This is a genomic window from Paenibacillus sp. 7516, assembly GCF_002272715.1.
Classification (GTDB): Bacteria; Bacillota; Bacilli; order Paenibacillales; family Paenibacillaceae; genus Paenibacillus; species Paenibacillus illinoisensis_A.
Map to the genome: position 1 here is coordinate 367,544 of NZ_NPBI01000024.1, position 26,902 is coordinate 394,445.

The following is a 26,902-nucleotide window of genomic DNA, read 5'->3' on the forward strand; positions in this document are numbered from 1 at the left end:
GATCCATTGTAGGGTCAATATTTTTTTTGTATTATGAAAATATGTTACGTATTAGAAATCTCTAAATTAATACTAAAATTACGTTGTCATTTATTATGAGTCTCCCCGTGCGACAGACTGAGGATTTAGCAAGAGAAGGGTAGGGAAAAGTATTATGGATATCGGTTTGGCCATTCGTACGATTCGGAAGCAGAAACAGATTACAATCATGCAAATGTGCGAGGGGACGGGGTTGTCAAAAGGCTTCATAAGCAACGTCGAAAATAACAAAACATCCCCTTCCATTGCTACACTTGAAAGTATCGCGGATTATCTGGAGGTTCCCCTGCCTTACCTGCTGCTTACGCCAGAGCAGCGGATGAATGTGGTGCGCAAGGATGAGCGGGAGGAAACGACTGCGGGGAGCGGTTCGATCAAGGTACAGCATCTGACGGCAAAAGGGGCCATGCGCATGTCGATTGTAGAGCTGCCACCGGGTGTTTCCACAGGGATTAACAAGCATGCAGGGGAAGAGAGTCACCTGGTCCTCCAGGGCAGGATTCGTGCAGCACAGTGTGAGGACGTTGAGATATTGGAAGTTGGGGATTCGTTTAGCTGGAATGCCATCGTTCCTCATGAGGTAACGAATATTGGAGATGAGACAGCAGTCGTGTTAATCGCAGTGTCCAAAGAGCTGGATCTGGACCGTTTGTGGGACAAATAGGGGCGCGGCAGCACCTCTTAGGCAAAATGAAAAAAGACCGCCAGGAGGTTTCCGGGCGGCCAGATTCATTTCTGCTGTTTACTGCGGATTGGTTGTCCAGATTCCAGCAGCTTTGACAAATACACGATCAGAGAGCTTAAGTGTGGCCAGGGCAAGCTCGGCTACATCTTCCGCTTGCATCATGCGATCCTCGTCTCCGATTTTCAATCCGGCATTGGTAGCAAGCTCTGTATTGACTGTACTTGGGGTTAATGCCGTTACACGAATGTTGGATTTGCGAACTTCCTGCATCAGGGATTCGGTCATCCCTAGCAGCGCGAACTTGGATGCACAGTATGCTGAACCTGTAGCAAATCCACGTTCACCTGCTGTAGAAGCAATGTTGATAATACTGCCGCTGCTTTCCTTAATCATGCTCGGCAGGACGGCACGAGTCACATAATATGTACCCATAACGTTAACATGCAGGATACGCTCCCATTCCTCAGGCTCCATGTCGAGCAAGGTGCCGAAGCTGGCAATACCTGCATTATTGATGAGAATGTCAACCGCACCAAGTTCCATTTCTATTGCTGCTACTGCTGCTTCGGCCTGTGTACGATCGGAAATGTCAGCTACAGCACTTGTGACTTTAATGCCATATGCCTCGCTTAACGTTTGCTGAAGGGCCTCCAGATCGGAAGCCGTACGTGCAATCAAGCCGAGATGCACACCTTCCTTGGCAAGTGCCTCGGCAATGGCGCGGCCAATACCTTTACCGGCTCCTGTAATGACAGCCGTTTTATTTTTAAGTTCCATGTGGGTAATTCCTCCTTATAAGTTGGAATGGCAGTTGATTATACTATATTACCCACAGTTCTGATATTTGCTTCATCACTACTTGGTGATACGGATGCTGCCAGAGGTGGTACGGGCCTTGATGACTTCCTTGCTGTTCATCGGAGATTCCGGTACATTTACATCTCCGGAAGTGGTACGAGCGTCGTAGACTCCTTCAAAATCGGGTGCAGCTTGAATGAAGACGTCTCCTGATTGTCCCGATACATCTACCGCTGCAGAATGGGTCTGTTCGATATGAACACTTCCAGAAGTGAAGCGGATATTGGCTGCTCCATTTAACTGTGTGATTTCTACATCTCCTGATGTTATTTCACTGTTCACATTACCTTCTAACTGATCTGCAGTGAAGCTTCCTGAGGTTTGATTCACAGTCATGTCGCCATCGATAGTTGAAGCCTTGATGTCCCCTGAAGAGAGATCCAGATCAATACGCGGGGCCGATATATCTTCCAGACGAATGGATCCCGAGGTATTGTTGAGCTCAAGCAGATTGGCATGTAAACCGGCCAACGTCCAGTCGCTTGAGGATGAATCGAGTTTAACCTCATTTAATTGGTGACCTTCAGGCAGGGCCACGGTGATTTTGGAATCCCGATCACTCCAATACAGGGTAAAAAACTGTAATTGCTGACGTTCTGTCTGAACTAGCTTGAACGTGCCACCCGATAAAGTGGCCTGTTCGAAACTCTGGATGACAACCGGATCCCATTTACCGTCTACCTCAATATAACCATTGGAATCCGGGCTGACCACGAATTCGATATCTGCGCTAAAATTGGCATCCATAATTACATTTTGCAACTCATCATTTTTAAAATCCCACCGTTTGGAGTAAGCTTCCCGATCATCTCCGAACTGAATTCCATATATGGACGTTCCGAGCAAACCTATTCCGATACAGATGACAGCCAAAGCCAACCACTTTTTTGTACTCATGCGGAAACGTCTCCTTTCATCGTTTTACTATTCCATCTAATGTATTGTAGCGTGACGGCCTTGAAGCCCTTGAATACTTGCATTGCGGCCAAGAAGAACAGAATCCCAACACCAAATGCTCCGATAGCCACGAACAGTTCTGCCTTATCAAAATGACTGAGGAACAGGAAGTCCACAGCAGCTCCAACGGGGGCCAATACCAGCAAGGACATACTGGCAATGGCGAGCCATAGCGACCAGAGGGTTAATCCAAGAGGAATGCCCAGAATCAAATTCAGAAAAATCAGGCCAATACCTGTAAAAAAGTTGCGAGCTGCCCGGTTGCTGTTCTTCGGCGGCCGCATTTCACCATAAGTCGGAGCGTAGAAGGGATCGGAACCCGGCGTGTTCACGTCATAGCGGTCACCAAGTGCTTCCCGTGCAATCTCTTCCGGACGGCCTAACTCGCCGGCAATCTCCTCTTCGGTTCTTCCTTCCTGAAGCCCGAGCTCGAAGTGCTGATCATAGTCTGCGAGCAGCTCCGCCCGTTCCTGAGGCTCCATCGGCCGCAGATGGATTTCCATGGCCTGCATAAATTGTTGTCTATTCATGATCGGTTCCTTCCTCAATCAGATTTGCGACATTGCGCACAAATTCATTCCATTCCGTAGTCAGTGCCTGCATGTAGTCACGACCTGTGTCCGACAGCTTGTAATATTTGCGGGGCGGTCCCTCGCTTGATTCCTGTAAATAGGTGGTGCAGTACCCGTCTTGAACAAGTCTGCGGAGTAATGGGTACAGTGCACCCTCGGCAACTTCAATATGTTTGGAAACCGCCTGAGCCAGTTCGTAGCCATACCGATCCTGGCGGTTAATCAGCACCAGGACGCATAGCTCCAGTACTCCCTTTTTGAACTGGATATTCACGTTCACACAGGTTCCTCCTTAATCCTTCATCAGATACTAGTGTGTATTGATCAGTAGTTATAAAATCATAATAGCATTCAGTACTGTATATTGCAAGGTAGTGATTTTAAAATAGTTCCTTGTCATGGTTGTGCTCAAGAACAAACACCCGATGTTGGTGAAAACCTCGATTGACTTCCCATAAGAACAGCATACGCAAAACCCGGGTAGGATGCCTCCGTCCGAAGACGGAATCCTACCCGGGTCTGTAAACCGAGTCTACCCTGTTTATTCTGTGGCTTCAAGCACTTGAAGATCTTTGACAGCCGGTCCTTCAATGACTTTGCCGGCAAAATCGAAGCGGGAACCATGGCAAGGGCAATCCCACGAGCGTTCCCCTTCATTCCATTCCACTTCGCAACCCAGATGCGTGCAGGTTGTATCGACCAAAAACAGTTTACCGCTGGTGTCCTTGTAAGCACCGGCCCGTTTGCCGTTATGACGAACAACGGCACCTTCGTCATTGCCGATCTCGCTGACGTCCTTGTGAACGATGCCTACTTTTCCGGAGATCAGCTCTTTCGCTACATTCGCGTTTTCGATAATGAAGTTTTTCACACCGGGATCTGCCTTGAATCTGGCCGGATCGAATACAGCCGCATGAGGATTTTCACGTCCCGTAATACGATCCGCCAGAATATGCCCGGCCATCGTTCCAGTCGTCATGCCCCATTTGGCGAATCCGGTAGCCACATAGACTCGTTCATGCCTTCCGGTAATCGGTCCAATATAAGGCACCTTATCAATGGATATCAGATCCTGTGCGGACCAGCGGAACGGAATGCTGCGGATGCCGTACGTTTCCTGTGCAAAGCGTTCGAGGCGTTCATAATGACCATAGGTGCAGATTCCTTGTCCGGTTTTATGGTTTTCCCCGCCGAAGAGGATGAGTTCCTTTCCTTCATGGAGCACCTTGCGCAGGGATCTGGTGGGTTCATCATCCGAAATATACATGCCGCCGATGTAAGGCTTTTGAGGCTCCACTGCAACAGCATAGGACCGCTCCGCGTGTAACCTTGTGAAATAAAAACCCGGGTCATACACGGGGAAGTGGGAAGCCACAACGACATGTTCTGCGGTCACGGATGGTCCGCTATCATAAGTCCGTACATGAAGTGAAGCATCTTCTTCCACGTCGGTGACCGTCGTATGCTCATATATCTGCACTCCCTGCTTAACGGCAGAATCAAGCAAGTAGTGTAAATAGGCGAGAGGGTCAAAGCGAGCTTGACCGGGCATCTTAATACCTGCTCTCGATGGAACTTGAATCGGAAGCGGATCGACCCATTGACCTGGAATGTTCAGCTTGCCGTAAGCGGTGAGCTCGATCTCCAGCTTTTTCAGATTATCTTCGGATTGAATGTACACATAGGCATCTTCCTCTGCCCACTGGCAATCGATCTGTCTCTCTTTCACGAGATTGCGCATCCAGTTGGCGGCCTTAGCATTGCCTTCATAATACATACGTGCCTGTTCCTGTCCGAAGTGGTGGAGCAGTTCATCGAAAATTACCCCATGCTGCGCAGAAACCTTGGCTGTGGTATGTCCGGTTGTACCATCCAGTACTTTCCCGGCTTCCAGCACCACAACACGCATCCCGGTTTGGGCAAGCAAATAGGCTGTTGTGATGCCTGCAATCCCTGCACCAATAATGGCTACATCTGCAGTGATATCTTCAGTAAGCTTCGGAAAGGCATCAAATTCATGGGTAGCCCTCCAGAGTGATTCCGGAACCAGGGGCAGGCCCGCAGGGGGCTGTTGGTTGTCGCTCATTTCGGTTGTCCTCCTTGATCGTTCTTCAGGTCATAATTACATGGTTCGTATCCCAGGCAAGCACGAATGGGATGTACTCCTATCCATGATTGCCACACTATGTCCGAATAAAACGAGGTCGCAGAGACTTTACAAATCATTGTTCACATTTTCCTGGAGAGGACCCCTGTTTTTTTTGCCAGACATGCATTATGATAAGATTATCGAAACCGTTTTAGTAAATGTAATAAGATAACGTGTATAAATGTGTAAATGCTGATTTAACAATGTTTTTACCTATATAAAACGAGTCGAAGATTTATCGAAGTGCACAGTGTTCATTACATTTTATGTATTCGCTATCATTAGCCAATAAACGATCTGAAGTGCAAAGGAGATTTCAACCCATGACTAATCAAACCAAATATCCATTTCAGGATACAACGCTCGAACTGGACGCAAGGGTTAAAGACCTGGTATCCCGTCTGACGGAAGATGAAAAAATCGAATCCATGCTGCAATACCAGCCAGCGGTAGAGCGCCTGGGTATTGCTGCTTATAAACACGGAACAGAAGCCGCGCATGGCCTGGCATGGCTTGGGGAAGCTACATCCTTCCCGCAGCCTGTTGGACTGGCTTGCACATGGGATGCGGAGCTTATGAAAGAAATCGGTTCTGTCATCGGAGACGAGGCGCGCGTGTTCTACAAACGCAATCCGGCTGTGAATGGTCTCACTCTGTGGGCACCTACAGTAGATATGGAACGTGACCCACGTTGGGGCCGCAATGAAGAGGCTTATGGCGAAGATCCGGAACTGACTGCCGAACTTACCACAGCACTGGTTAAGGGGATCCAGGGAGATCATCCGAAATATTACAAGGCTGTTGCAACGCTCAAGCACTTCCTTGCCAACAATAATGAAGTGGATCGCGGAAGCGGCTCATCGAGCATTGATCCGCGCAATATGCGTGAATATTATTTGAAAGCATTCGAGAAGCCGTTCAAGGAAGGCGGAGCGCAGTCGATGATGACCGCGTATAACTCCATTAATGGCACGCCGGCGCTGCTTCATCCTTTTGTGAACGAAATTGTCAAAGGCGAGTGGGGCATGGATGGTTTCATTGTCAGCGATGCAGGTGATGTGATGGGGATCAAGAACGATCATAAGTACTATGATTCTCATACACCGGGCACGGTGGAGTCCGTAAAAGCGGGAATCGACAGCATTACCGATGATGCGGATCTGTCCAAGCAAGCACTGCGCGAAGGCCTTGAACAAGGAACACTTACAATGGAAGATATCGACCAGGCATTGTTCAATACATTCCGTGTACGTTTCCGTCTGGGTGAGTTCGATCCGGCTGAAGGCAATCCGTATGCGTCCATTGGCGAAGAAGCGATGATGACAGAGAAGGCGAAGGCCCTGTCGCTTAGAGCAGCAAGAGAACAGGTTGTATTGCTCAAAAACGATAAAGGCACTCTGCCGCTGGATAAAACCAAATCAGGCAAAGTGGCTGTCATTGGTCAGCTGGGCGGTACTGTTTACCGTGACTGGTATGCTGGTACCATGCCTTACAGCGTATCTCCGCTTGAAGCGATCAGCGGTAAGGTTGGCAGTGATAAGGTTGCGTTCAAGGATGGAAATGACCGGATTACCTTGACTTCGGTAGCAAATGGAAAAGCAATCGGACTGGCTGAAGGCGAGAAATCACCTCTCATTGCATCGGGAGAAGCGGAGACGTTCACGCTGACGGATTGGGGCTTCGGCAGTCTTACTCTGCAGGCAGAAAGCAATGGCAAATATCTGACCACGGATGAAGAGACGGTAACGGCTTCAGCAGATGAAGTGTACGGCTGGTTCGTGAAGGAAGTATTCCACTTGCTTCCGCAGGAAGACGGTAGTGTGGGCCTGACAACATGGAATGGCAAAACGGTTACCGCGCCAAATGGCGGAAACGACGCATTTGCCGTGTCAGAAGAGCTGAAGTCTTTTGGCGCGACCGAGAGGTTTAAGAAGGACATCGTTGTGAACGGGCTGGATGAAGCTGTAGCAGCAGCGAAAGAAGCAGAAACGGCCATTGTATTTGTCGGGAACAATCCGCTTGTGAACGGGAAGGAAGAGATTGACCGTCCAAGCCTGGATCTGGCTGAATCCCAGCAGCGTCTGGTTGAGGCTGTATATGCGGCCAATCCGAATACCATTGTGGTTATTGTGGGCAGTTACCCGTTCACATCCAATTGGGTTCAAGAGAACATCCCGGCTGTATTGTACACTTCCCATGCAGGACAGGAGCTGGGTACGGCTGTGGCCGACGTGCTCTACGGAGATTACGCACCAGCAGGCCGTCTGAACATGACGTGGGTGCAATCCGCAGATCAGTTAACAGATATCAAGGACTATGACATCATCCAATCCGGACGTACGTATCAGTATTTTGAAGGTAATGTACTGTATCCATTCGGACATGGATTAACGTATACTGCGTTCAAATACAGCAACCTGGAGTTGAATCCTGACCAAGCGGGAACAGAAGGAACGGTCAAAGTAAGCGTCGACGTAACCAACACTGGAACCATTGCCAGTGATGAAGTGGTACAGTTGTATGTACGCGCCGGCAAATCCCGGGTGAAACGTCCACTCAAAACGTTAAAGGGATTCCGTCGTCTCCATGTTGAAGCTGGCGCAACCGTAAAAGTAAGTTTCGACCTGCCAGTACAGGAACTGGCCATCTGGGATGTCACCCGTGATCGTTATGTAGTTGAAGCAGGAACGTATTCCATCATGGTTGGCAAATCGTCATCCGATATTCAGCTTGTTGCTGATCTGACAGTCGATGGTGAGACGATCCCTGCCCGCAATCTGAGCGTGGTGACCCGTGCTGAGAACTATGATGCTTACTTTGGTGTGGATCTGGATGAGAGCAAAGAAGGTGGAACTTCTGTCCGCGTGACGGGTGAACAAGGATGGATTGCTTTCAAAGACGCCGATCTGGGTGATCATGCAGCAGTCATTGAAGCACGTGTATCGTCAGAACAACCAGGTGCAGCACTTGAAGTTCGTCTGGACGCAGCAGACGGAACACTGGCAGGACGTGTCGACATCGCACAAAGTGGTGCACAGCAATGGTCTACGGTGAAAGCCGATCTTCAAGGTGCAGCAGGCGAGCGGGACATCTATCTTGTATTGTCTGCGGGTGTACGCATAAGCCATTTTGAGATTCGCTAAAAACGAATAGAATGAGCTTACAGCATATTGAATGATTGAATAGAAAAAGCCTCCGAATCAAATTCGGGGGCTTTTCGACTTAAACATCGATATGTAAATTATCTGCCGTCAAACGTAATCAGTTTGTTCACGAATTGTTTCAGTTGCTGGCTGGTTTCATTCAGCTGTTCAATGGTACTCATGAAATTGTTGACGAGTTCCGCCTGTTCCTGCGAGCTGGCGGTAATCTCTCCAAGCTCATTTTCCATCATTTGAATGGATTGCCGGACAGCGAGGAGGGATTCTTCAATTTGGGTGGTGGCTTGCTTGGTATCTACCGACAGTTTGCGGATTTCCTTCGCAACGACGCCGAATCCTGCTCCTGCATCACCTACACGGGCAGCCTCAATGGCTGCGTTTAAACCGAGCAGGTTGGTTTGTTCTGAAATTTCCCGAATGAAGCTCGCAACCTGAGTTACGTTTCCTGATTTCTGTACAGCTTGTTTGGAGTTATTCCGAATTTCCTCGGTCGTGGCACTCAGCTCCTCGGAATGTGCAGCCACATGCTGCACGCTATCAATAAGCTGATTGGTCAGATGCTCCGTCGCTTCCATGAGCTGTTGTAACTGAGCCTGATCATCCATGCTATAGAGCAGATTGAAAATGGCAATGACCTCACCCTGTTCGTTTTTGATCGGCAAGTACGATACATCAAATGGAACACCGAATAATTCCTTGGGGTAATGATCGAACTGCTTCTCCGTAGTGCCTTTCAGATCGGCAAAATTACGATTGGGTTCAAGCAAAGGATCTCCCGCTTTGAATTCCAATTGTTTTAAGGACTCTCCTGCAGAAAAGTACAGGAACTTCTCCCGATCGATAATGGAAAGGGTTACATCCTGGCGTATGGTATCACGGAAAAACGGCATGCATGTAATGAGTGCTTGAATAATATCCATAATTGGGTAAATGCCTCCTAAAATGTTTAATATAGAAAAGTACCAAAGTTTATTTTAGTAACTACCTATATTATATCGGCATGCAATAAAGAAGTGCGTAGTGAAAAACAAAAAATTCCCATTGAAATGCACGCGATTCATACTCTGCGTATTTTCAATGAGAATATCGATTGGGATCATGCTATAACGACTCAAGGTCTACTGTAACAATTTGTTTATTTCTTAACGTCGCCTGCACATCCACCAAGCGCTGATTGCGGCTGCCCCGAAAAGGTAAGGATACATCCCGTTTGGCAGCCACGTAGGGGCCATCAACAATGACATCACACAGCCAGGCCAGTTCAGCCCGTATCGGATCAGCGACAAGCTCTTCATAGGTGAATCCCGTGTAGGCCCACACCGTTCGGTCAGGGCATTCATCGCGGAAACGGCGAACCCAAGGGATGCATTCCTCTGCTGAGAAAAAAGGATCACCTCCGCATAATGTAACCCCATCCAGCAGGGGATGGGCAGTTACCTCGTGCAACATCTGCTGCTGCCGCTCTGTGGTGAAATGTTCCCCTGCCCGGAAGCTCCATGAATCCGGACTGAAGCATCCTGGGCAGGCATGACGGCACCCGCTGATAAAGATGACAGCTCGCAGGCCAGGCCCTTCATTTACAGACTCGGGAATATAACCGTACAGATTCACTTGTGTTTCACCCGATCCCGCACTTCTGCCTGTTTCGCGGAATTGAAGCGTACCTTGTAGTCGCCGGTAAGATAACCGGTGACCCGGCGCAATCGCTGGAAGTGCACGTGGTCCTCGTGTGCCTCACACCCAGGACATACATCACCGATGACACCTTCATATCCGCATGCCGGACAGCGGTCAATCGGGTGATTAATGGAGAAATATCCAATATCCTGTGCGAGTGCATATTGAACAATACGCTGGAAGGCACTGGTATTGGCCCGTACATTTCCATCCAATTCAACATAGGATATGGCTCCGGCATTACATAGCGTATGGAAGGGAGCCTCCAGTTCAATTTTGCGGTAGGCTGGCAGGGTGTAATAGACCGGAATGTGAAATGAATTTGTGTAATATTCCCGGTCATTGACCCCAGCAATGAGGCCAAATCGCTCGCGGTCAATCTTGGTGAACTTGCCGGATAACCCTTCGGCAGGCGTGGCAAACAGCGTAACATTTAGGTTATGCAGTTCACTCATGCGATCACAGAATTCACGCATGGTGCGGATAACGGTCAACGCCTCACGGTGGATATGGGGGTCCTGTCCATGGTGCCGACCATACAGTGCGGTCATGCATTCGGCAAGCCCGATAAAACCAATGGACAAAGTGCCATGCTTCAACAGTTCGGCTACCGGTTCATCTGGTGCGAGCTGCTCACCGCCTTCCCACACGCCTTCCCGCATCATGAAATCAGATGCCTTGGCAGGCTGTGCCGTTTGGATACGATAGCGGTGCAGCAGTCCGGAAGCAGCGCGTTCCATGACCTTTTCAAGAGCTTTATAGAACCCCGTACGGTCGGCGACGGCCCGTGCACCCTGACAGATGCCATGGAGAATGCCGAGTTTGACCAGATTGATGGTGTTGAACGAAAGGTTGCCTTTGCCGCTCTGCCGATTGCGTCCGAAGCGGTCTGCCAGCGTACGTGTACGGCATCCCATGGTGGCGATGATGGTATCCGGATCTTCAGGGCGATAATAAGGCAGGTTGAATGATGCATCCACGTTGACAAAGTTCGGATACATGCGCCGGGAAGAGCAAGTCACGGCTAGACGGAACAAGTCGTAGTTGGGTTCCCCTTGAGCCTGGTTAATTCCCTGTTTGCACTGGAAGATATGCTGTGGAAACACGGGGGTCTCCCCGCCGCCAAGGCCGCGGATGGTTGCCTCCAGCAGGGAACGGGATACAAGCCTGCCTTCGGCTGAGGTGCATAGTCCGTAGTTCAGTGAAGTAAAAGGGATCTGTCCACCTGCCCGGCTGCTCATGGTATTCAGATTGTGAATCAGGGATTCGGCAGCCTGTCCGGTCTCCAGTTCTGTTTCCTCACAGGCAAAAGCAAAAGCACGCGGGCATGCTTCCCGTGCCACTGGACTGTCCAGGTGCAGATGCTCGTCGTCAATCTGTGTGTGCTCTCCAAGCAAACGCTGTCCTTTGCGATAATGTTTGCGGAAGGAGCGCTGTACATAAGGAGCCAGATCCCAGTCGATTTTGTTGGCCGATACCCCGCCGTACTGACTGTTTTGCTGCGATTGAAATATGATGGCGACGAGCGCCATTGCCGACATGATGGTCTGCGGGGTACGCACGGAGCCGTTACCCGTATTGAAGCCGGAGGCCAGCAGTCGATCAAACGGGATAAAGATGCAATTGGTTGTTCCAAGCGCATACTGATCCAGATCATGAACGTAGAGATCTCCATTCTCCACAGATGCAGCAAGCTCTTCCGGCAGCACATGACGAAGAGCATGCCACTTGGCCGTCTCCGAGCCGAGCCTGCTCATCTTGCCGCTGAACGAATCACCATTGAGGTTAGCGTTCTCCCTCAGTGTGTCCGCGTCTTCTGCGCCAATAATTCGTCTTCCCAGGTCGGATAATAGATCGGATGCCGGTGGAGCGGCATACTCAAGCAGGTTCATGTGAGATTCCTCCCAAATATTGATTTATAATATCGGTTATTTCATCTAAACACTATATGTAGATTTGCATTATCCATTTATAAACTATATGTGGATTTTTGGGTGTGATCATTCTCACACAGTAACCTTCTACCGGCAGGAACTGCAGCGGGGGGAGTGGATAAAGGTTTTCAAAGTGAACCGGGAAGAGTATAATTCCTATTTATGCTGCGCTAGGGATAAGAGTGGTTTTCATGCACCATGATTCTCTTGGGGTTCTATGGTGGTAAACATATATGTACATGTTGTGACAGTTAACTTGAGAAATATGACCCTCATATACAGGACGGATTCATTTTGAGATAGAGATGTAGAAATACAGCTAAGATTTGAGGGGTGGATCATGGGAACGGCAGGGATAACAAGAGGCTTCTATGAAAGTGTACAGGAAGCAGCGTCCCACATCGTGGACGTGTTAAGCGGTGTATTGGAGGTCAATACGATCTTTGTTGCCACCAATGACGGGACGACCAATGTCATTTTGGAAGCTTTTAACCGAAACGAGGAACTGGTTATCAGTGGCAGTGAACTTCCATTTGATTCTTCCTACTGCAGTCTGGTACTGCGAAATACAAAAGAAAACCTGACCATAACGGATACTGCAGCACATCCGCTGACTTGCTCAATGGATGTAACCAAGGCGCTCGGTAACCGTTTTTTTGTGGGCATACCCATTATGCGGCGTTCGGGTGAAACCTTTGGGACGATTTGTTTAATGGACAAGCCGGACTATGTCATCCGTGAGACAGATATGAAGACGTTGAACGCCATGGCAGTATTTCTTGGATATGTCGTTGACTTGGAGAGTAATTTGCTCATACAGAAACAAAAGCTGAACGATACGGAGCAGCTGAAACAACAGCTGCAGGTGGAGAAGGAACGTGCAGAATCGGAAGCGATGACGAAGGCTCAGATGATTGCGCTAATGAGTCATGAGATTCGCAACCCGCTCAATGGCATTCTTGGTTTAACCGATCTGATGCGCACACCGGATATGCCTGAAGAGCATGTGGAATATGTGAACATGATCGAGACCAGTGGCAACATCCTCCTGTCTTTGCTGAATAATATAATGAACTTTAATATTAATGAAACAGGTAGAACGGTAGTTCATGATGATCCCTTTGATCTGGTTTCTACTATTGAGAGTACCGTGTATTTGCATGCTGGGCTGGCGTTGGAGAAAGGAATCGAACTGGGACTCAACCTTGAAATGAATGTCTCTCAAGTTTTCGTGGGAGATGAGGTCAAGATCGGTCAGCTGCTCGCTAATGTGCTGAAATATGCCATTGATTCCACGCGTACAGGTTCCGTGCTCGTTACAGCAGTCGTAGATAGCCAGAATGGGGATGAGGCGGGTACGTTGCTGCTTCATATCAAATATACAGGTCGGATGCTGACATCGGACAAAAAACTGCAGGCGATTAATTCACTGGACGGAAATGTCAGCATTCAAAAGCTTGTGGGTACCAACCTCAGTCTGGCCGTCAGCCAAAATCTCGCCATTCTCATGCATGGCAGTATTGAGGTGAGCAGCCTGGGTGAAGAGGAGACGGAATTTCAGATCAGACTGCCCCTGATGAAGCACTGGGAACTTCCGCAGCTTACAGGCATTCAAGAGCGATTGAAAGGTAAAAATGTACTGCTGGTCAAAGCTCCTGATATTTTGCAGGGGGTATCTTCCCTCATGCGCAGGTGGCAGATGGATGTGAACATGACATCAGACACGAGCCAGGCAAAACACTGGATGGAAGATGGACTTGAGCCTGAAATTGCAGTTATTGACATGGGGTTAGACCCAGACAAGGCCATGAAGTTTATTCATGAATTAAAGGGAATGGCAAAACAACTGCCCATTATCATCCTTGTCCCCTACGGAATGCATATGGATCCTCAGGAGGCGGGGAACGTTAATGCTGTCTTGACCAAGCCGGTTAGACAGTTGGACTTGCTGAACGCACTGAGCGCGACATTGCACCGGGCATAATATAAATAAGCAGCGTACCTTATCAGGTACGCTTTTTTATTCTATACGGAAAGAGCGCACCTCAAATCCGATCGGTTTATTATCCGTTTTCTTTTGTTAAATCCCTTCTCATCTACGCTGGTTACGTTACAATAGAAAAGTAAGAATCATACTAATTATTCTAGAGGAGGATGTGCATTCAATGGAATACCGCAGATTGGGTGGAAGCGGACTGAAAGTAAGCGAGATCAGCTTGGGCAGCTGGCTGACGTACGGAGGATATGTGGAGCGTGAAAATGCGGTGAAGTCGATTGAAACCGCATTCGATGAAGGCATCAACTTTTTTGATACAGCAAACGTATACGAGCGCGGCGCGGCGGAAGAGCTGCTTGGGCAGACTCTGAAGGCATATTCCCGTGACTCCTATGTTCTTGCAACCAAAGTGTTCGGCAAAATGGGCGACGGTCCGAATGACCAGGGCTTATCCCGCAAACATATTAAGGAGCAATGTGATGCCAGTTTGAAACGCTTAGGCGTGGAATATGTGGACATCTACTATTGCCATCGTTATCATACGGAAACACCGATCGAAGAAACGCTGCGAGCACTGGATGACCTCGTTCGTCAAGGAAAAGTGCTGTACGTAGGCGTAAGCCAATGGACAGCTGCTCAGATGGAGGCAGCGCTCGGTACCGCCGATCGTCTTCTGCTCGATCATATCGTGGTCAATCAGCCGGTCTATAACATGTTCGACCGCTACATTGAGAAGGAGATTATTCCACTTGGTGAGCGCAAGGGTATCGGACAAGTTGTCTATTCTCCACTTGCCCAAGGCTTGTTAACCGGCAAGTACACCTCGGCTTCAGATCTCCCGGAGAACTCCCGTGCGGCGAAGCTCGGTTGGGATGAAGGCAAGATCAATGCAGACAAAATCGGAAAAGTGCGTCAGCTGATTGAAGTAGCGGACAAGCTGGATCTGAAGGTTGGGCAGCTGGCACTTGCATGGATTTTGCGTCAAACCAATGTATCCAGTGCACTTGTAGGGGCAAGCCGTCCAGAGCAGGTGAAGGAGAATGCTGCTGCTTCAGGTGTGAAACTGAATTCAGCCATTATTGAAGAGATCGAGCAGATCCTGTCTTAGTGGGTAGCAGCCTTTCAAGGCGTAATTATGCAAACTAAATCGTAAAAAAGGATGCCCCGCAGCCGTGATGAGGCTTAACTGCGGGACATCCTTTTTTTAGTTTTAAGCTAGAGCAAACGATTGCCGATAAGCACCTTGGATCGCTTCGGAATGGCGCAGACCCGATTTCTCCCGGTATTTTTGGCTTCATATAATGCACGGTCTGCCTGCTCGAAGAAGTCAGCGTCATCCCGCTCATCGCAATGATCCGGGAAGACGGCTACCCCGATCGAAATGGTCAGGCGAATGGTTGTGCCATCCGGCAGAGCGAAGAGATACTTTTCAACAGACTGGCGGATAGATTCCGCAATGGCCAGGGCTTGATGATTGCCGCAGTCCAGCAGCAGGATTGCAAATTCCTCGCCTCCGTTACGCGAGACCATGTCAGCTGATCGCGAATGTTCGATTAGTAATTGCCCCAGCTGTTTCAAAACAGCATCTCCAGCGCTGTGACCGTACGTATCATTCACTTTTTTGAAGCGGTCGATGTCAATGACGAGCAGGGAAAGCTTCTGTTTGTTTTCCCGGGCACGCTCCAGCTGCAGTTCCAGGGATTTCTCAAACTGACGGCGATTGCTGAGATTGGTGAGGTGGTCTGTGGATGCTCTGCGTTCCAGAAGGAATAACATCTCATTCGATTTATTAATAAATTCGGCGATAAAATAAATAAAGATCCCACCGACAAAGGAAATCGTCATTTGTAACGGATATACTTTCATTAATGAATTCATGCTGCTGGTATTTAACATTAGAATCACAAAAATCAGTGTAATGCCCAGCAGGTTCATCGTTATGATTTTGGTTAATCTCGACCAGGAAGCATAGGCAAAATATACACCGGATAAACCGATCAGTGTCATGACGAAACCGGCATCAATCGCTGGAGACGACAGACCAAAGATGGCAATGCGCAGGATGGAGATGACAAGACCAGAGATGACCGATGCCAGACCTCCCAGATACACTGCGGCTGTAACAATCGCAAGATGGCGCAGATCCACAATGGTATTTTCATTGAGAGGGAAGGAATAGTTCATCAGCACAGTGCCATAGATACCAAATAGGAGGCCGCCGATCATCTGCACACGTAATGAGGGGAACGGGACACGGATATTGTAGTATTTGGAAATAATTCCGGATATGTACATGAATGTGATCATGACACAAATATTTATAAAGAACGTGCTTAACAATGAACAGCCCTCCTTTAACGCACATTACTATATTTTATCTGAAAAAGAGCACAGTAGCGAACCAAATTATAACAAATGTGCAATTCGATTGCTGGAAATGGGTTGTTATTAATATAAGTTTTCTGGTAATGAACTCGTATTGACTTCATTATACATTAAGATTTATACTTAATCTAAATCAAAATTTGTTTCAACGTTTCTGGGAATCATAGCGATCGATGGATTGCTGTGTCATTGTATATATTTTGGAATGGATTAATAAAGGAGAATTGCCGTGAGAACTCTAAATCTGACGATACAAAGACAGGCCGTATATGATGTAGTACGCCACTCGGAAGACCATCCGACTGCTGCGGACGTGATGAACCGACTGGTCGAACAAGGCTATAATCTGGCCTATGGCACCGTATATAATTCGCTCCGTTATTTAACAGACAAGGAATTGATCCGGGAGCTTAAGCTTGGTGAGACTGCCAGCCGATATGACGCCCGCATGGATGACCACCAGCATATTATGTGTGAAGTCTGTGGCAAAGTGGATGAGGTTATGACAGAGGTGCCTTCGGCGTGGATGCAGCAGGTGGCCGAGGAAACCGGTTATGCAATTGATCACGCTCATGTGGTCTTTGGAGGTGTCTGCGGGGAATGCAAAAACAAACGGATCAAGTAAAAATCAGGATGTCTGATCGCCGTTTACCGCTGCGGGTTAAGCCAGCTCTTGCTGATCCGGCTCCCTTTGTGGAAGCTTGTCCTGTTACACGGCGTGTCATTCTGATCAGTCCGATGCCAGGCCAGGTTCATGAACTGGTCAAAGCATTGACGGACAGCTGCTTCGATGTATTGGTGTTTCATCGCTGGGAACCGGATCTTCATGAACGGCTGGTATTTGATCTGTTGATCTATGATCTGTCTGTGGCTGGAACGATTGATGCGTTCGCTGGCATCAGCAGCCGTTTGAACCGGGAGGCAGAGCATATGGCGCCTTGCCTGTATCTGGTGGGCGAGAATATGATAGGGAGCGCAAGCGGACCCATGCTTCAGGAAGAGCTGCTGGTATGGCCGGCACGTCCGCAGGAAGCACTGTACCGGGTGCAGCGCATGATTGGCAATAGTCCGGTTACGCCCAAGCGCGGCTTCTTGCCCGAGGAAGGACAACGGATCAGCTTCAAAGACTTGTGGCTGGACCGTGAACGGATGAGTGTTCAGCGGGACAATGAGCGGATTCACCTGACGAAGACCGAATACGATCTGCTGCTGAAGCTGATTGATGCCAAAGGAGCTGTCATTTCCCGGGAGGAGATGCTCAGCGATATTTGGGAGACTGATTTTACGGGTGGAAGCAATGTAGTGGATGTTCATATCAAAAGCTTGCGCAAAAAGCTTGGAGATAACGCAGCTTCCCCGCAATATATTGTTACAGTAAGAGGAGTGGGCTACCGCCTGGCGGATTAGTCCGCTTTTTTTTATTTCCAGTTATTTATGACATAAGCAGATATTCATCCTTCATTCATGAAACGATCAGGATACTCATCATAACCTCATGTGAAGCTCATGCAGACGCTCTATGGGACATGTTAGAATCATTTTAACAGTTAGATCAAGTCTAAATGTATATTTAAAGTAATGACGAATATGATTTAAATAATAGATACGCAGGCATGAGCCCATCATGAGGAGGATGCAGTAATGACAGAACGTATGACAACTAACCAGGGAGCACCCGTGGGTGATAACCAGAATTCCCGCACAGCAGGCAGAAGAGGACCCACTCTACTTGAAGATTATCATTTGATCGAGAAGATTGCCCATTTTGACCGTGAACGTATTCCGGAGCGGGTAGTGCATGCCAGAGGTGCGGGTGCTCATGGGGTATTTACCCTGGAGAACAGCATGAAAGAGTTCACCAAAGCAGATTTCCTGCAGGAGCCTGGAACGGAAACGCCTGTACTGGTCCGTTTCTCCACGGTAATTCACGGGACGGGTTCGCCAGAGACTGCCCGTGATCCGCGCGGGTTTGCAGTCAAGCTATACACGCGGGAAGGCAACTATGATATTGTCGGCAACCACCTGCCTGTATTCTTCATCCGTGACGCGATGAAATTCCCGGATATGGTGCATTCCCTGAAGCCTGCGCCAGATACGAATATTCAAGATCCTGCACGGTACTGGGATTTCATGACGCTCTCGCCAGAATCGACGCATATGATGACGTGGTTGTTCTCCGATCTGGGAACGCCGGCGAATTACCGTGAGATGGATGGATTCGGTGTGCACGCGTTCAAATGGATCAACGCGCAGGGCGAGATCCACTATGTGAAGTATAAGTGGGAATCTGCGCAGGGTGTGCGCGGCTTCTCTCGTCAAGAAGCGTCTGAAGTGCAAGGACAGGACTTCAACCACGCTACCCGGGATCTGTATGACCATATCAAAAACGGCCAGTATCCGCAGTGGAAGCTGCAGGTACAGCTTCTGAAGCCGGAGCAGATGGATGATTTCTCATTTGATCCGCTTGATCCGACCAAAACCTGGCCGGAAGATATCATTCCGTTTCAAACGGTAGGAACCATGACCCTGAATCGCAATCCGCAAAACTTCTTCGCTGAAGTCGAACAGGCGGCTTTCTCGCCAAGTGCATTGGTGCCTGGGATTGAGCCATCTGAGGATAAACTGCTGCAAGGACGCCTGTTCTCCTATCCGGATACCCAGCGTCACCGGCTTGGACCAAACTATCTGCAGATTCCGGTGAACTGCCCGTATGCACCGGTTCGCAACCATCAGCGCGATGGACTCATGAATGTGAATCAGGATCCCTCGCCTGTGAACTATGAGCCGAACAGCTCCTCCAGCAGTCCACAGGAAGACCCTGCATACCGGGATACTCAGGTGCCGCTGCACGGTCATGTTACACGGGAGAAAATTGAGAAAACCGATGATTACACGCAAGCAGGGGAATTGTTCCGTTCCTTTACCGCAGAGGAGCAAAATAATCTGCTAGATAATCTGATTAATGACTTGAAGGGAGTTCCGGCTCAGACGCAGATGCGTGCGTTATGCCACTTCTTCCAGGCGGATGGACAGTTCGGTGGCCGACTGGCTCGTGGGCTTGGTGTAGATATCTCGGCATACATGCCACCCGGCAGACCGTAAATAAGAGACATTATTAATATATTTTCATAGCGTGTAGGAAATAAAAATAATACCGATGAGGCTGGGCATGACTGCAAGAAATGCAGGACTGTCCAGTCTTTTTGCTGTCTTTGCAGCCGAGCTGGCTTCTCATATACCCTCCCAATGATATTCTGAAATGGAAAACAAATTTACAAATCATTTACAATAAATAACTGACATAGAGGTTGACTTCTTGTTTGTTGTCACTACAATGGGTAGTGTGAGGGGTGTCTGAATATGAAAATACACAATTTTAAAGTGGGTGAGCGTGGGCTGAATCGTTTTTTTGGCCCGCTGGAAGCGAAGATTATGGATATCTTATGGGCGCGTCCAGGCAGCAGCATCCGTGAGGTGCAAACAGCACTTGAACAAGATAAAGATGTTAATTTCAATACCGTCATGACCGTTATGAACCGACTCGTGGACAAGGGGCTGCTTCGCAAAACACAGAAGGGCCGGACGTCACTGTATCACCCGGTACAGAGCAAGGAGGAGTTTATGAACGACCAATCGAAGGAGCTGTCGCATGAACTGGTTGACGAATTCGGTGCACTTGCAGTGAGCCACATGCTGGATGCACTGGATGAAGCCGATGCGGGGTTAATTGAACGTCTGGAGCAGAAGATCAAACAATGGAAAAAGGATAGCGACTGATATGTGGAAGGCCCGCTCGAAACTGTTGTTTACTGTCGGGTTTGGCATTCCGCTACTTGTGTTCATTCAAATGTTTATGTACGCCATGTACAAACTGTTTGGCTGGGATATTCCCTTTAATCTGCTCTGGCTGTGCAATCATTGGATGAGCCGTATGGGCTGGTTATCGGTTGGCCACTTTTTGATGCTGCTTGTCGTGCTAACTTTTGGAGGAACAGGCTGGCTGTTCATGCATCGAATGATGAAGACGCAAACAGCCGTACACAAGCTCCTTGCAATCGAGAACCAAGCGATGTCGAGAGCCCTTGAGGCCAAGTATCGTTATCTCAAACAACCGGGATTTATCGTCGTGGACAAGCAGTCGCCGATTGCTTTTACGATTGGTTTATGGAGACCATATATTGTTCTCTCGACGGGGTTGCTGGATATGCTCGATGCTGAAGAAGAAGAAGCTGTTGTCTATCATGAAGTCCATCATCTGTGGCACCGTGATCCGCTGAAGACAATGCTGCTGTCTGTGTTTGCCATGATGATGCCGTATATTCCTGTTTTGAAGCATACTTCAAAACAATATCATATCGTCCGCGAAATTTTAGCCGATAACGAAGCAATTGAACGTACCGGAAATGCAGCGGGAATTGGCAGTGCCTTGCTCAAACTGATCCGCGCTTGTCCTGAACCATGGCGGGTACGGGAAATGGCTGTGCAATCCTCGTTTGCCGACACGTCGGTTAATGTGCGCATCTCTCGTTTGCTCGATCCAGAACAAGATGTTGAGCTGGCTCTCCCGTGGTTCGCCATATTAATGTCGGCGACAGTGTTTCTGTTGATGTCTGTTTTGTTTGTTTGGTCGATCGGATAATTTGAATGTGACACTTTAATGTCAAGGAGGAAGATGTACATGAATAGTAGGAGTGTAGAGATTGGCTTGTTCTTCTTAAGAATCATGATCGGTCTCATCTTTGTATTGCATGGGTGGAGCAAGTTTGAAGGTGGAATCAGTGGTGCGGTAGGTTTTTTTGAGAGCATGGGTATCCCTGGGTTCCTCGCATCCGTTGTAGCCATTATTGAGCTGGCCGGCGGGGCCGCGATGATTCTGGGACTGGGAACACGTGTGTTTGCTGCATTGTTTATTGTCTTGATGGCAGGGGTTCTGTTTACGGCCAAAGTAGGTCAGCCATTTATTGGCGGTACTGAATTTGATTACCTGACGCTGGCAGGTTCCCTGACCTTGCTATTCACCGGCAGCCGCTTCCTGGCGGTGGATCAGTATATAGCCAGACAAGGTAAGGTTCGGAATGCAAGTTCATAAGACTCACCGTTTGTAAGCATGTATTTCATTAAAAGCAGGCTAGGCCTGCAACGAAGCCTTTTCCTGCTGGATTGGTTTGCGGGTAATTATACTTGTGAACTGCTCTGGCAGGAGAAGGTTTTTCGTTTTGGACGCCAAGCCTAAACTTTTGGTACAATGAGAATAAGTATGCTACTAAGAAAAAATAAGAACATTAAGGAGGATGTGCTTTATGATTAATGTCATTCCATCCGAAGCCCGTGCCAACTTCGACCGGGGCTGGCTGCGCGGCAGTCACAGCTTTTCCTTTGGAGAATATCAGGACCCGGAGAACACAGCTTTTGGACCGATGAGGGTAGCAAATGATGATGTGATTGCACCTGGACGTGGTTTTGGTGCACATCCGCATAGTGACATGGAGATCGTGTCCATCGTGCTGAATGGCAAGCTTCGCCATGAAGACAATCTTGGCAATGTAGCTGTAACCTCGTTTGGGGGGATCCAGCGAATGTCGGCGGGCAGCGGCATGATTCACACCGAGCACAATGCGTCCGATACGGAAGAGGTACGTTTGCTTCAGCTCTGGTTTATGCCTACGACGAGGGGGCTGCAGCCTTCATATGAGACAACATCATTCGATCCTGCTGCACTAACGGGAGCGCTCCTGCCTGTAGTATCTCCTGAAGGCGGACCGCGGGTTGCATCCATTCATCAGGATATGACCATATATTTAAGCCGTTTGACTAACGGTGAGGCATTAACATATAAGCAGGACGAGGGAAGACGTCAGTATATCTTTGTAATTGAGGGTAAGCTCGGACTGAATGGTGAGCACGATTTGACGGCAGGTGATACAGCAAGGGTAGAACAGACTCAGGTCACGGAATTGCAGGCAGGTGAGGATGCGTTCTTCATGCTCATTGATTTGCCTTAACTTGAGTGGAACGCAGCATTAATAGACACGAGCAATAAGGGAGGATATACGTCTATGGCACAGCAGGAATGGTTTATGGTTAAACATGGGGTAACCGGGCGAGGTCTCGCGAATAGCAAAACAGATTCCCTGTCCTATCGGTTCCAAAAAGAGGGCGAAGGCTTCGTATTCACCGTTACAGGTTTGGATGATCCAACCGTGGAACAGATCATTGATCTCAGGCAGGAGCTCAACGTCTTTCGATTCGTACAGCGCAAGGATCAGCCCCTCGTGAAGCACTGGTACTATGTCCAAGGAGACCGGGTTGCATACGATAAGGATCGTGGTACCCTTACAATTTTTGCGAATTCCGAGATTCGATATGTGCCTGAAGATTACTTCGCTGATTAATGATCATACTTAGATGGGTCTTCCATACCGGAAGGCCTATTTCTTTTTGTCTATTTCAGTATGGCGTGTGGTGTCTTTCAGGTTGTTTCAGGAAATCCCAAAAATTGCGAAGCCAAACAAGGTTGACATCTGGAAATTAATATAGATATAATTCATATCAATTGATAATGAATATCAATATCATAAGCTGAAGAATAGAGTCATTACGTTGTCTTAAGGCTATCGGTGAGGGGTTTAGTAGAGAGATGAAGTTAGGTTATATGTTGATCGCACTGGCTGTTCTGTCTATTGTTTACATATTTATCGGCAATTCGGACATTTCGCCCCTGGATATATTCCACTTGACCCCAGTGCAGCTGCAGGTACTGCAAGTCAGCCGGTTTCCCCGTCTGATCAGCATTCTGGTCGCGGGCATCAGTATGAGCGTTATTGGTCTGATTATGCAGCAGCTGACACGCAACCGGTTTGTTTCGCCTACAACAGCAGGTACCATGGATTCCGCAAGGCTTGGAATTCTGGTGACCCTGATGTGGTTCCCTGGAGCGTCCTCTCTGCAAAAAATGCTTGTCGCCTTCGCCTTTGCCCTGGCAGGTACGCTGATCTTTATGCGAATTCTCGAGAAGGTCAAATTCAAGGACACGATCTACATCGCTCTTCTGGGCTTGATGTTCGGTAACATCGTTAGTTCGGTGACGACCTTTTTTGCCTACAAAAACGATTTGATCCAAAACATTTCCTCTTGGCTGCAGGGTGACTTCTCCACCATCATGAAGGGCCGATATGAATTGATCTATATCAGTATTCCGCTGCTGATTATCGTCTATCTCTTCGCCAACCGTTTCACACTGGCGGGGATGGGAGAAGACTTCGCTACCAACCTTGGCCTGGCGTATCGAAGAGTGGTCAACCTCGGATTGATTCTGGTAGCCATGGTCTCGGCTGTGGTCATTATCACCGTAGGAACCATTCCGTTTTTGGGTCTGGTCGTGCCCAACATTGTCACGCTGTATAAGGGAGATAACTTGCGTGACACTCTGCCCCATACGGCCGTGCTTGGGGCGATATTCGTTCTGGTCTGTGACATTCTGGGTCAATTGATTATTTATCCGTATCAGCTGTCCATCAGTTTGACAGTGGGAGTCGTAGGCAGTGTGCTGTTTCTGTATTTACTGCTTCGAAGAAAGGCAAATGGGTCATGAGAATGAAATATTCAGCGAATACGCTAAAGTTTGGCATCTTGATCGCAGCGGCGCTCATTCTGATTGGTGTGTTTCTGGTCATTCAGTCGGGGGGCAACTGGGATTATATCCTGCCGCGCCGGGGGAAGAAGATTCTGGCCATCGTGGTCACTGGAGCATGTATTGCATACTCAACGACCATCTTCCAAACGATAACCAACAATCGCATCCTAACACCTGGCATCATGGGACTCGACTCCCTGTATATGTTGTTTCAGACGTTTGCAGTGTTTGTGTTTGGAAGCAGTCATATCAGCTTTGTAAATAAAAATCTTAATTTTGCAGTGTCTGTCCTGCTAATGACCCTCTTTGCCCTGCTGCTGCATCATTTCATGTTCAGGCGGGAACGAGGGCGCAATATCTATCTGCTGCTGCTCGTGGGTCTGATCCTGGGAACGCTCTTTCAGAGCCTGTCCTCCTTCATGGAGGTCCTGATTGATCCCAATGAATTTCTCATCCTGCAAGGCAAAATGTTTGCCAGTTTTAACAATGTAAATACGGATCTGTTGATCATTTCGATGGCTTCCATCCTCCTGATCCTGCTGTATGCGCGGAAATTCACCAAGTATCTTGATGTTCTGGCACTTGGGAAGGATCATGCGGTGAACCTCGGTGTGGATTACCACTATATCGTGAAACGGCTGCTGCTCGTTGTCATGGTGCTGGTGTCCATCTCTACTGCACTTGTAGGTCCGATCATGTTCCTGGGATTGCTGGTGGTGAATCTGGCTCATCAGGTGTTCCGGACACACCGGCACACCGTGCTGATCTGGGGCTCGGTCATCATCGCTGTCGTTGCCTTGGTAGGCGGACAGCTGATCGTGGAACGGGTATTCACCTTCTCGACAACCGTAAGTGTCATTATCAACTTTGTAGGCGGTGTGTATTTCATCTATTTGCTGCTAAAGGAGAGTAAGTCGTGGTAGAAGTCAGAAATGTCTCAAAACAATACGGCGGCGTCCGGGTAGTGGATGACGTATCACTGAATATTGCCAAAGGGAAGATCACGTCCTTTATCGGACCGAACGGCGCCGGCAAGAGTACACTGTTATCCATGATCACCAGGCTCATTGGCAAAGACACCGGTCAGGTCCTGATTGAAGGCAAGGAAATTGAAGGCTGGAAGAGCAAGGAGTTATCCAAGAAAATATCCGTGCTTAAACAATCCAACCATATCAATATCAGGCTGACGGTGGAGGATCTGGTGGCGTTCGGGCGTTTCCCATACTCACAAGGACGGCTTACACCGGAAGACCGCCAGTGGATACAGGAAGCCATTGATTATATGGATCTTGGTCCGTACCGCAAAAGGTATTTGGACGAACTCAGTGGTGGACAGCGGCAGAGGGCGTACATCGCCATGGTTATTGCGCAGAACACCGAATATATCCTGCTGGATGAACCGCTGAACAACCTGGACATGAAACATTCCGTGCAGATTATGAAAGTGCTGCGCAAAATGGTGGACGAGCTTGGCAAAACGATAGTCATTGTCATTCATGATATCAATTTTGCATCCTGCTACTCCGATTATATTGTTGCGCTCAAGGAGGGCCGGGTCGTTCAGGAAGGCAAAACGGAGGACATCATTGATACGGAAGTATTACAGCAGGTATATGACATGCATATTCCGGTGCAGGTGATCGATGGACGCAAGATTTGTGTGTACTTTTCGTAAGAAGGTAAAACCAATATAGAGAGTGAGAGGTGTCTATTTATGAAAAAGGGTTGGTTGTTTACGCTGCTCGTTGTATTGTCTGTGGTGCTGGCAGCATGCGGGGGTAATAAAACAGCGGAGAATGCGGGTGCAAGCACAGGAACAGGTTCAGAGGCCAATGGGGGGGCAGCACAGTCCAATGAGGAGATTGTTATTAAACATCAACTTGGCGAGACCAAAGTGAAGAAAAATCCGCAAAACGTGGTGGTGTTTGACTATGGGGTGCTGGACACCCTGGATCAGTTGGGCGTAGAAGTTGCCGGTGTTCCTCAAGAAGGCGTTCCTCCATATTTGGAAAAATATAAAGACGCCAAGTACACCAACGTTGGTAGTTTGAAAGAAGCCGATTTTGAGAAAGTAAATGCGATGAGTCCTGACTTGATTATTATCTCGGGACGTTTGGCTGATTCATATGAAGAATTGAGCAAGATTGCACCGACCATTTATATGGCAGTAGACACCGAGGATTACATGAATTCCCTGACGGAAAACGTGAAGACACTGGGTGAGATTTTCGGCAAGGAAGCTGAAGCGGAGCAAGCGTTGACTACCATCGAAGCATCTGCTCAAGCCTTGAAAGACAAAGTAACGGCTGCAGGCAAAAACGCACTGATCGTGCTGACAAACGAAGGCAAACTGAGCGCATATGGTGCAGGCTCTCGATTTGGAGTCATTCATGACGTATTTGGTTTTAAACCAGCAGATGCCAATATTGAAGTGTCAACTCATGGACAGAGCGTTTCCTTTGAATATGTGATGGAAACGAATCCGGATTACCTGTTTGTGGTAGACCGCAGCGCAGTGGTTGCAGGCAGTGGGGAAGCAGCTCCAGCTAAACAGGTCATCGAGAATGATCTGGTTAAGAATACAACAGCGTACAAAGAAGGACACATTGTATACCTTGACCCGAACTACTGGTACTTGTCCGGTGGCGGCCTGGAATCCATTCAGGAAATGATCAAGGAAGTGGACTCAAGCGTCGAATAACTGAAGTGTATAACAGCAAAATATTGGAATTGGGAAGAAGGATCTCTGCGAATGCAGGGATCCTTTTTTGTTTTCCTGAAGACGGAAGGATGCTTGGATTTTTGTAAATCGTCCACATAATTCCCGTTCATTTGGCACAAGCTACCTTGTATAAA

Annotated in this window: 25 protein-coding genes; 16 read left to right on the forward strand and 9 right to left on the reverse strand. The window is 48.4% G+C overall.

The features are described 5' to 3' along the window. Positions 1-154: 154 nt before the first annotated feature. Positions 155-703, forward strand: a complete 549-nt coding sequence (locus CHI14_RS21260) for a helix-turn-helix domain-containing protein (protein WP_095291018.1) — start codon at positions 155-157, stop codon at positions 701-703. A gap of 78 nt (positions 704-781) precedes the next feature. Here the strand turns inward: CHI14_RS21260 and CHI14_RS21265 are convergent, their stop codons facing one another. The 5 genes from CHI14_RS21265 to CHI14_RS21285 form a co-directional block, all read right to left on the reverse strand. After that, positions 782-1,501 carry a 3-ketoacyl-ACP reductase gene (locus CHI14_RS21265; protein ID WP_095291019.1) on the reverse strand — a complete coding sequence of 240 codons (720 nt, stop codon included), beginning with the start codon at positions 1,499-1,501 and terminating at the stop codon, positions 782-784. Positions 1,502-1,579: 78 nt separating this feature from the next. After that, positions 1,580-2,479: a DUF4097 family beta strand repeat-containing protein gene (locus CHI14_RS21270; protein ID WP_095291021.1), complete on the reverse strand. Its 900-nt coding sequence runs from the start codon at positions 2,477-2,479 to the stop codon at positions 1,580-1,582. Further along, positions 2,476-3,069 carry a DUF1700 domain-containing protein gene (locus CHI14_RS21275; protein WP_095291022.1) on the reverse strand — a complete coding sequence of 198 codons (594 nt, stop codon included), beginning with the start codon at positions 3,067-3,069 and terminating at the stop codon, positions 2,476-2,478. Before CHI14_RS21275 ends, CHI14_RS21270 begins: the two co-directional genes overlap by 4 nt. Continuing rightward, a complete protein-coding gene (locus CHI14_RS21280; protein ID WP_095291024.1) occupies positions 3,062-3,391 on the reverse strand; it encodes a PadR family transcriptional regulator in 330 nt (109 codons plus the stop codon). The genes CHI14_RS21275 and CHI14_RS21280 overlap by 8 nt, the downstream gene beginning before the upstream one ends. 261 nt (positions 3,392-3,652) lie before the next feature. Beyond that, the gene (locus CHI14_RS21285; protein WP_095291026.1) at positions 3,653-5,197 is read right to left on the reverse strand and encodes an FAD-dependent oxidoreductase; all 1,545 of its coding nucleotides are present in this window, start codon (positions 5,195-5,197) and stop codon (positions 3,653-3,655) included. Between the two features lie 386 nt (positions 5,198-5,583). On the opposite strand from CHI14_RS21285, the gene CHI14_RS21290 reads away from it, so the two are divergent. Continuing rightward, entirely contained in the window at positions 5,584-8,403 is a 2,820-nt protein-coding gene (locus tag CHI14_RS21290; RefSeq protein WP_095291028.1) for a glycoside hydrolase family 3 C-terminal domain-containing protein, read from the forward strand. 98 nt (positions 8,404-8,501) lie between these two features. Here CHI14_RS21290 and CHI14_RS21295 read toward each other — a convergent pair whose 3' ends face one another. From CHI14_RS21295 to CHI14_RS21305, 3 genes are all read right to left on the reverse strand, one after another. Further along, positions 8,502-9,341 (reverse strand): methyl-accepting chemotaxis protein, encoded by an 840-nt coding sequence (locus CHI14_RS21295; protein WP_095291030.1) that lies wholly within the window; start codon positions 9,339-9,341, stop codon positions 8,502-8,504. Positions 9,342-9,522: 181 nt separating this feature from the next. Continuing rightward, a complete protein-coding gene (gene nrdG / locus CHI14_RS21300; protein ID WP_095291032.1) occupies positions 9,523-10,032 on the reverse strand; it encodes an anaerobic ribonucleoside-triphosphate reductase activating protein in 510 nt (169 codons plus the stop codon). Beyond that, positions 10,029-11,990 carry an anaerobic ribonucleoside triphosphate reductase gene (locus CHI14_RS21305; RefSeq protein WP_095291033.1) on the reverse strand — a complete coding sequence of 654 codons (1,962 nt, stop codon included), beginning with the start codon at positions 11,988-11,990 and terminating at the stop codon, positions 10,029-10,031. The genes nrdG and CHI14_RS21305 overlap by 4 nt, the downstream gene beginning before the upstream one ends. A gap of 382 nt (positions 11,991-12,372) precedes the next feature. Here CHI14_RS21305 and CHI14_RS21310 point away from each other — a divergent pair, with 382 nt between their 5' ends. Together CHI14_RS21310 and CHI14_RS21315 are read left to right on the forward strand one after the other, a co-directional pair. After that, positions 12,373-14,016 carry a GAF domain-containing sensor histidine kinase gene (locus tag CHI14_RS21310; RefSeq protein WP_095291035.1) on the forward strand — a complete coding sequence of 548 codons (1,644 nt, stop codon included), beginning with the start codon at positions 12,373-12,375 and terminating at the stop codon, positions 14,014-14,016. Between the two features lie 181 nt (positions 14,017-14,197). Beyond that, on the forward strand, positions 14,198-15,136 hold the full coding sequence (locus tag CHI14_RS21315) for an aldo/keto reductase family protein (RefSeq protein WP_095291036.1): 939 nt from the start codon (positions 14,198-14,200) through the stop codon (positions 15,134-15,136). Between the two features lie 107 nt (positions 15,137-15,243). Here CHI14_RS21315 and CHI14_RS21320 read toward each other — a convergent pair whose 3' ends face one another. Continuing rightward, entirely contained in the window at positions 15,244-16,335 is a 1,092-nt protein-coding gene (locus CHI14_RS21320) for a GGDEF domain-containing protein (RefSeq protein WP_249281195.1), read from the reverse strand. Between the two features lie 307 nt (positions 16,336-16,642). Here CHI14_RS21320 and CHI14_RS21325 point away from each other — a divergent pair, with 307 nt between their 5' ends. The 12 genes from CHI14_RS21325 to CHI14_RS21380 all read left to right on the forward strand — a co-directional run bounded on the left by CHI14_RS21325 (position 16,643) and on the right by CHI14_RS21380 (position 26,747). After that, positions 16,643-17,038 carry a Fur family transcriptional regulator gene (locus tag CHI14_RS21325; RefSeq protein ID WP_095291039.1) on the forward strand — a complete coding sequence of 132 codons (396 nt, stop codon included), beginning with the start codon at positions 16,643-16,645 and terminating at the stop codon, positions 17,036-17,038. Continuing rightward, positions 17,014-17,820 carry a winged helix-turn-helix domain-containing protein gene (locus CHI14_RS21330; protein WP_095291041.1) on the forward strand — a complete coding sequence of 269 codons (807 nt, stop codon included), beginning with the start codon at positions 17,014-17,016 and terminating at the stop codon, positions 17,818-17,820. Before CHI14_RS21325 ends, CHI14_RS21330 begins: the two co-directional genes overlap by 25 nt. A gap of 234 nt (positions 17,821-18,054) precedes the next feature. Next, positions 18,055-19,515: a catalase gene (locus CHI14_RS21335; protein ID WP_095291043.1), complete on the forward strand. Its 1,461-nt coding sequence runs from the start codon at positions 18,055-18,057 to the stop codon at positions 19,513-19,515. Between the two features lie 258 nt (positions 19,516-19,773). Beyond that, complete coding sequence (locus CHI14_RS21340; RefSeq protein ID WP_095291044.1) at positions 19,774-20,190, forward strand: BlaI/MecI/CopY family transcriptional regulator; 417 nt, start codon at positions 19,774-19,776, stop codon at positions 20,188-20,190. 1 nt (position 20,191) lies between these two features. Next, the gene (locus CHI14_RS21345) at positions 20,192-21,052 is read left to right on the forward strand and encodes a M56 family metallopeptidase (RefSeq protein ID WP_095291046.1); all 861 of its coding nucleotides are present in this window, start codon (positions 20,192-20,194) and stop codon (positions 21,050-21,052) included. A gap of 39 nt (positions 21,053-21,091) precedes the next feature. After that, entirely contained in the window at positions 21,092-21,502 is a 411-nt protein-coding gene (locus CHI14_RS21350) for a DoxX family protein (RefSeq protein WP_095291047.1), read from the forward strand. Between the two features lie 211 nt (positions 21,503-21,713). Then, positions 21,714-22,415 carry a pirin family protein gene (locus CHI14_RS21355; protein ID WP_095291049.1) on the forward strand — a complete coding sequence of 234 codons (702 nt, stop codon included), beginning with the start codon at positions 21,714-21,716 and terminating at the stop codon, positions 22,413-22,415. Between the two features lie 54 nt (positions 22,416-22,469). Then, on the forward strand, positions 22,470-22,805 hold the full coding sequence (locus CHI14_RS21360) for a hypothetical protein (RefSeq protein WP_095291051.1): 336 nt from the start codon (positions 22,470-22,472) through the stop codon (positions 22,803-22,805). Between the two features lie 245 nt (positions 22,806-23,050). After that, positions 23,051-24,004: an ABC transporter permease gene (locus tag CHI14_RS21365; RefSeq protein WP_095291052.1), complete on the forward strand. Its 954-nt coding sequence runs from the start codon at positions 23,051-23,053 to the stop codon at positions 24,002-24,004. Positions 24,005-24,006: 2 nt separating this feature from the next. Continuing rightward, positions 24,007-24,969, forward strand: coding sequence for an iron chelate uptake ABC transporter family permease subunit (locus tag CHI14_RS21370; protein ID WP_095291054.1), 963 nt, complete (start codon positions 24,007-24,009; stop codon positions 24,967-24,969). Then, positions 24,963-25,721, forward strand: coding sequence for an iron ABC transporter ATP-binding protein (locus CHI14_RS21375; RefSeq protein WP_095291055.1), 759 nt, complete (start codon positions 24,963-24,965; stop codon positions 25,719-25,721). The genes CHI14_RS21370 and CHI14_RS21375 overlap by 7 nt, the downstream gene beginning before the upstream one ends. A 39-nt stretch (positions 25,722-25,760) precedes the next feature. Beyond that, positions 25,761-26,747 carry a siderophore ABC transporter substrate-binding protein gene (locus CHI14_RS21380; protein WP_095291057.1) on the forward strand — a complete coding sequence of 329 codons (987 nt, stop codon included), beginning with the start codon at positions 25,761-25,763 and terminating at the stop codon, positions 26,745-26,747. Positions 26,748-26,902: the final 155 nt, after the last annotated feature.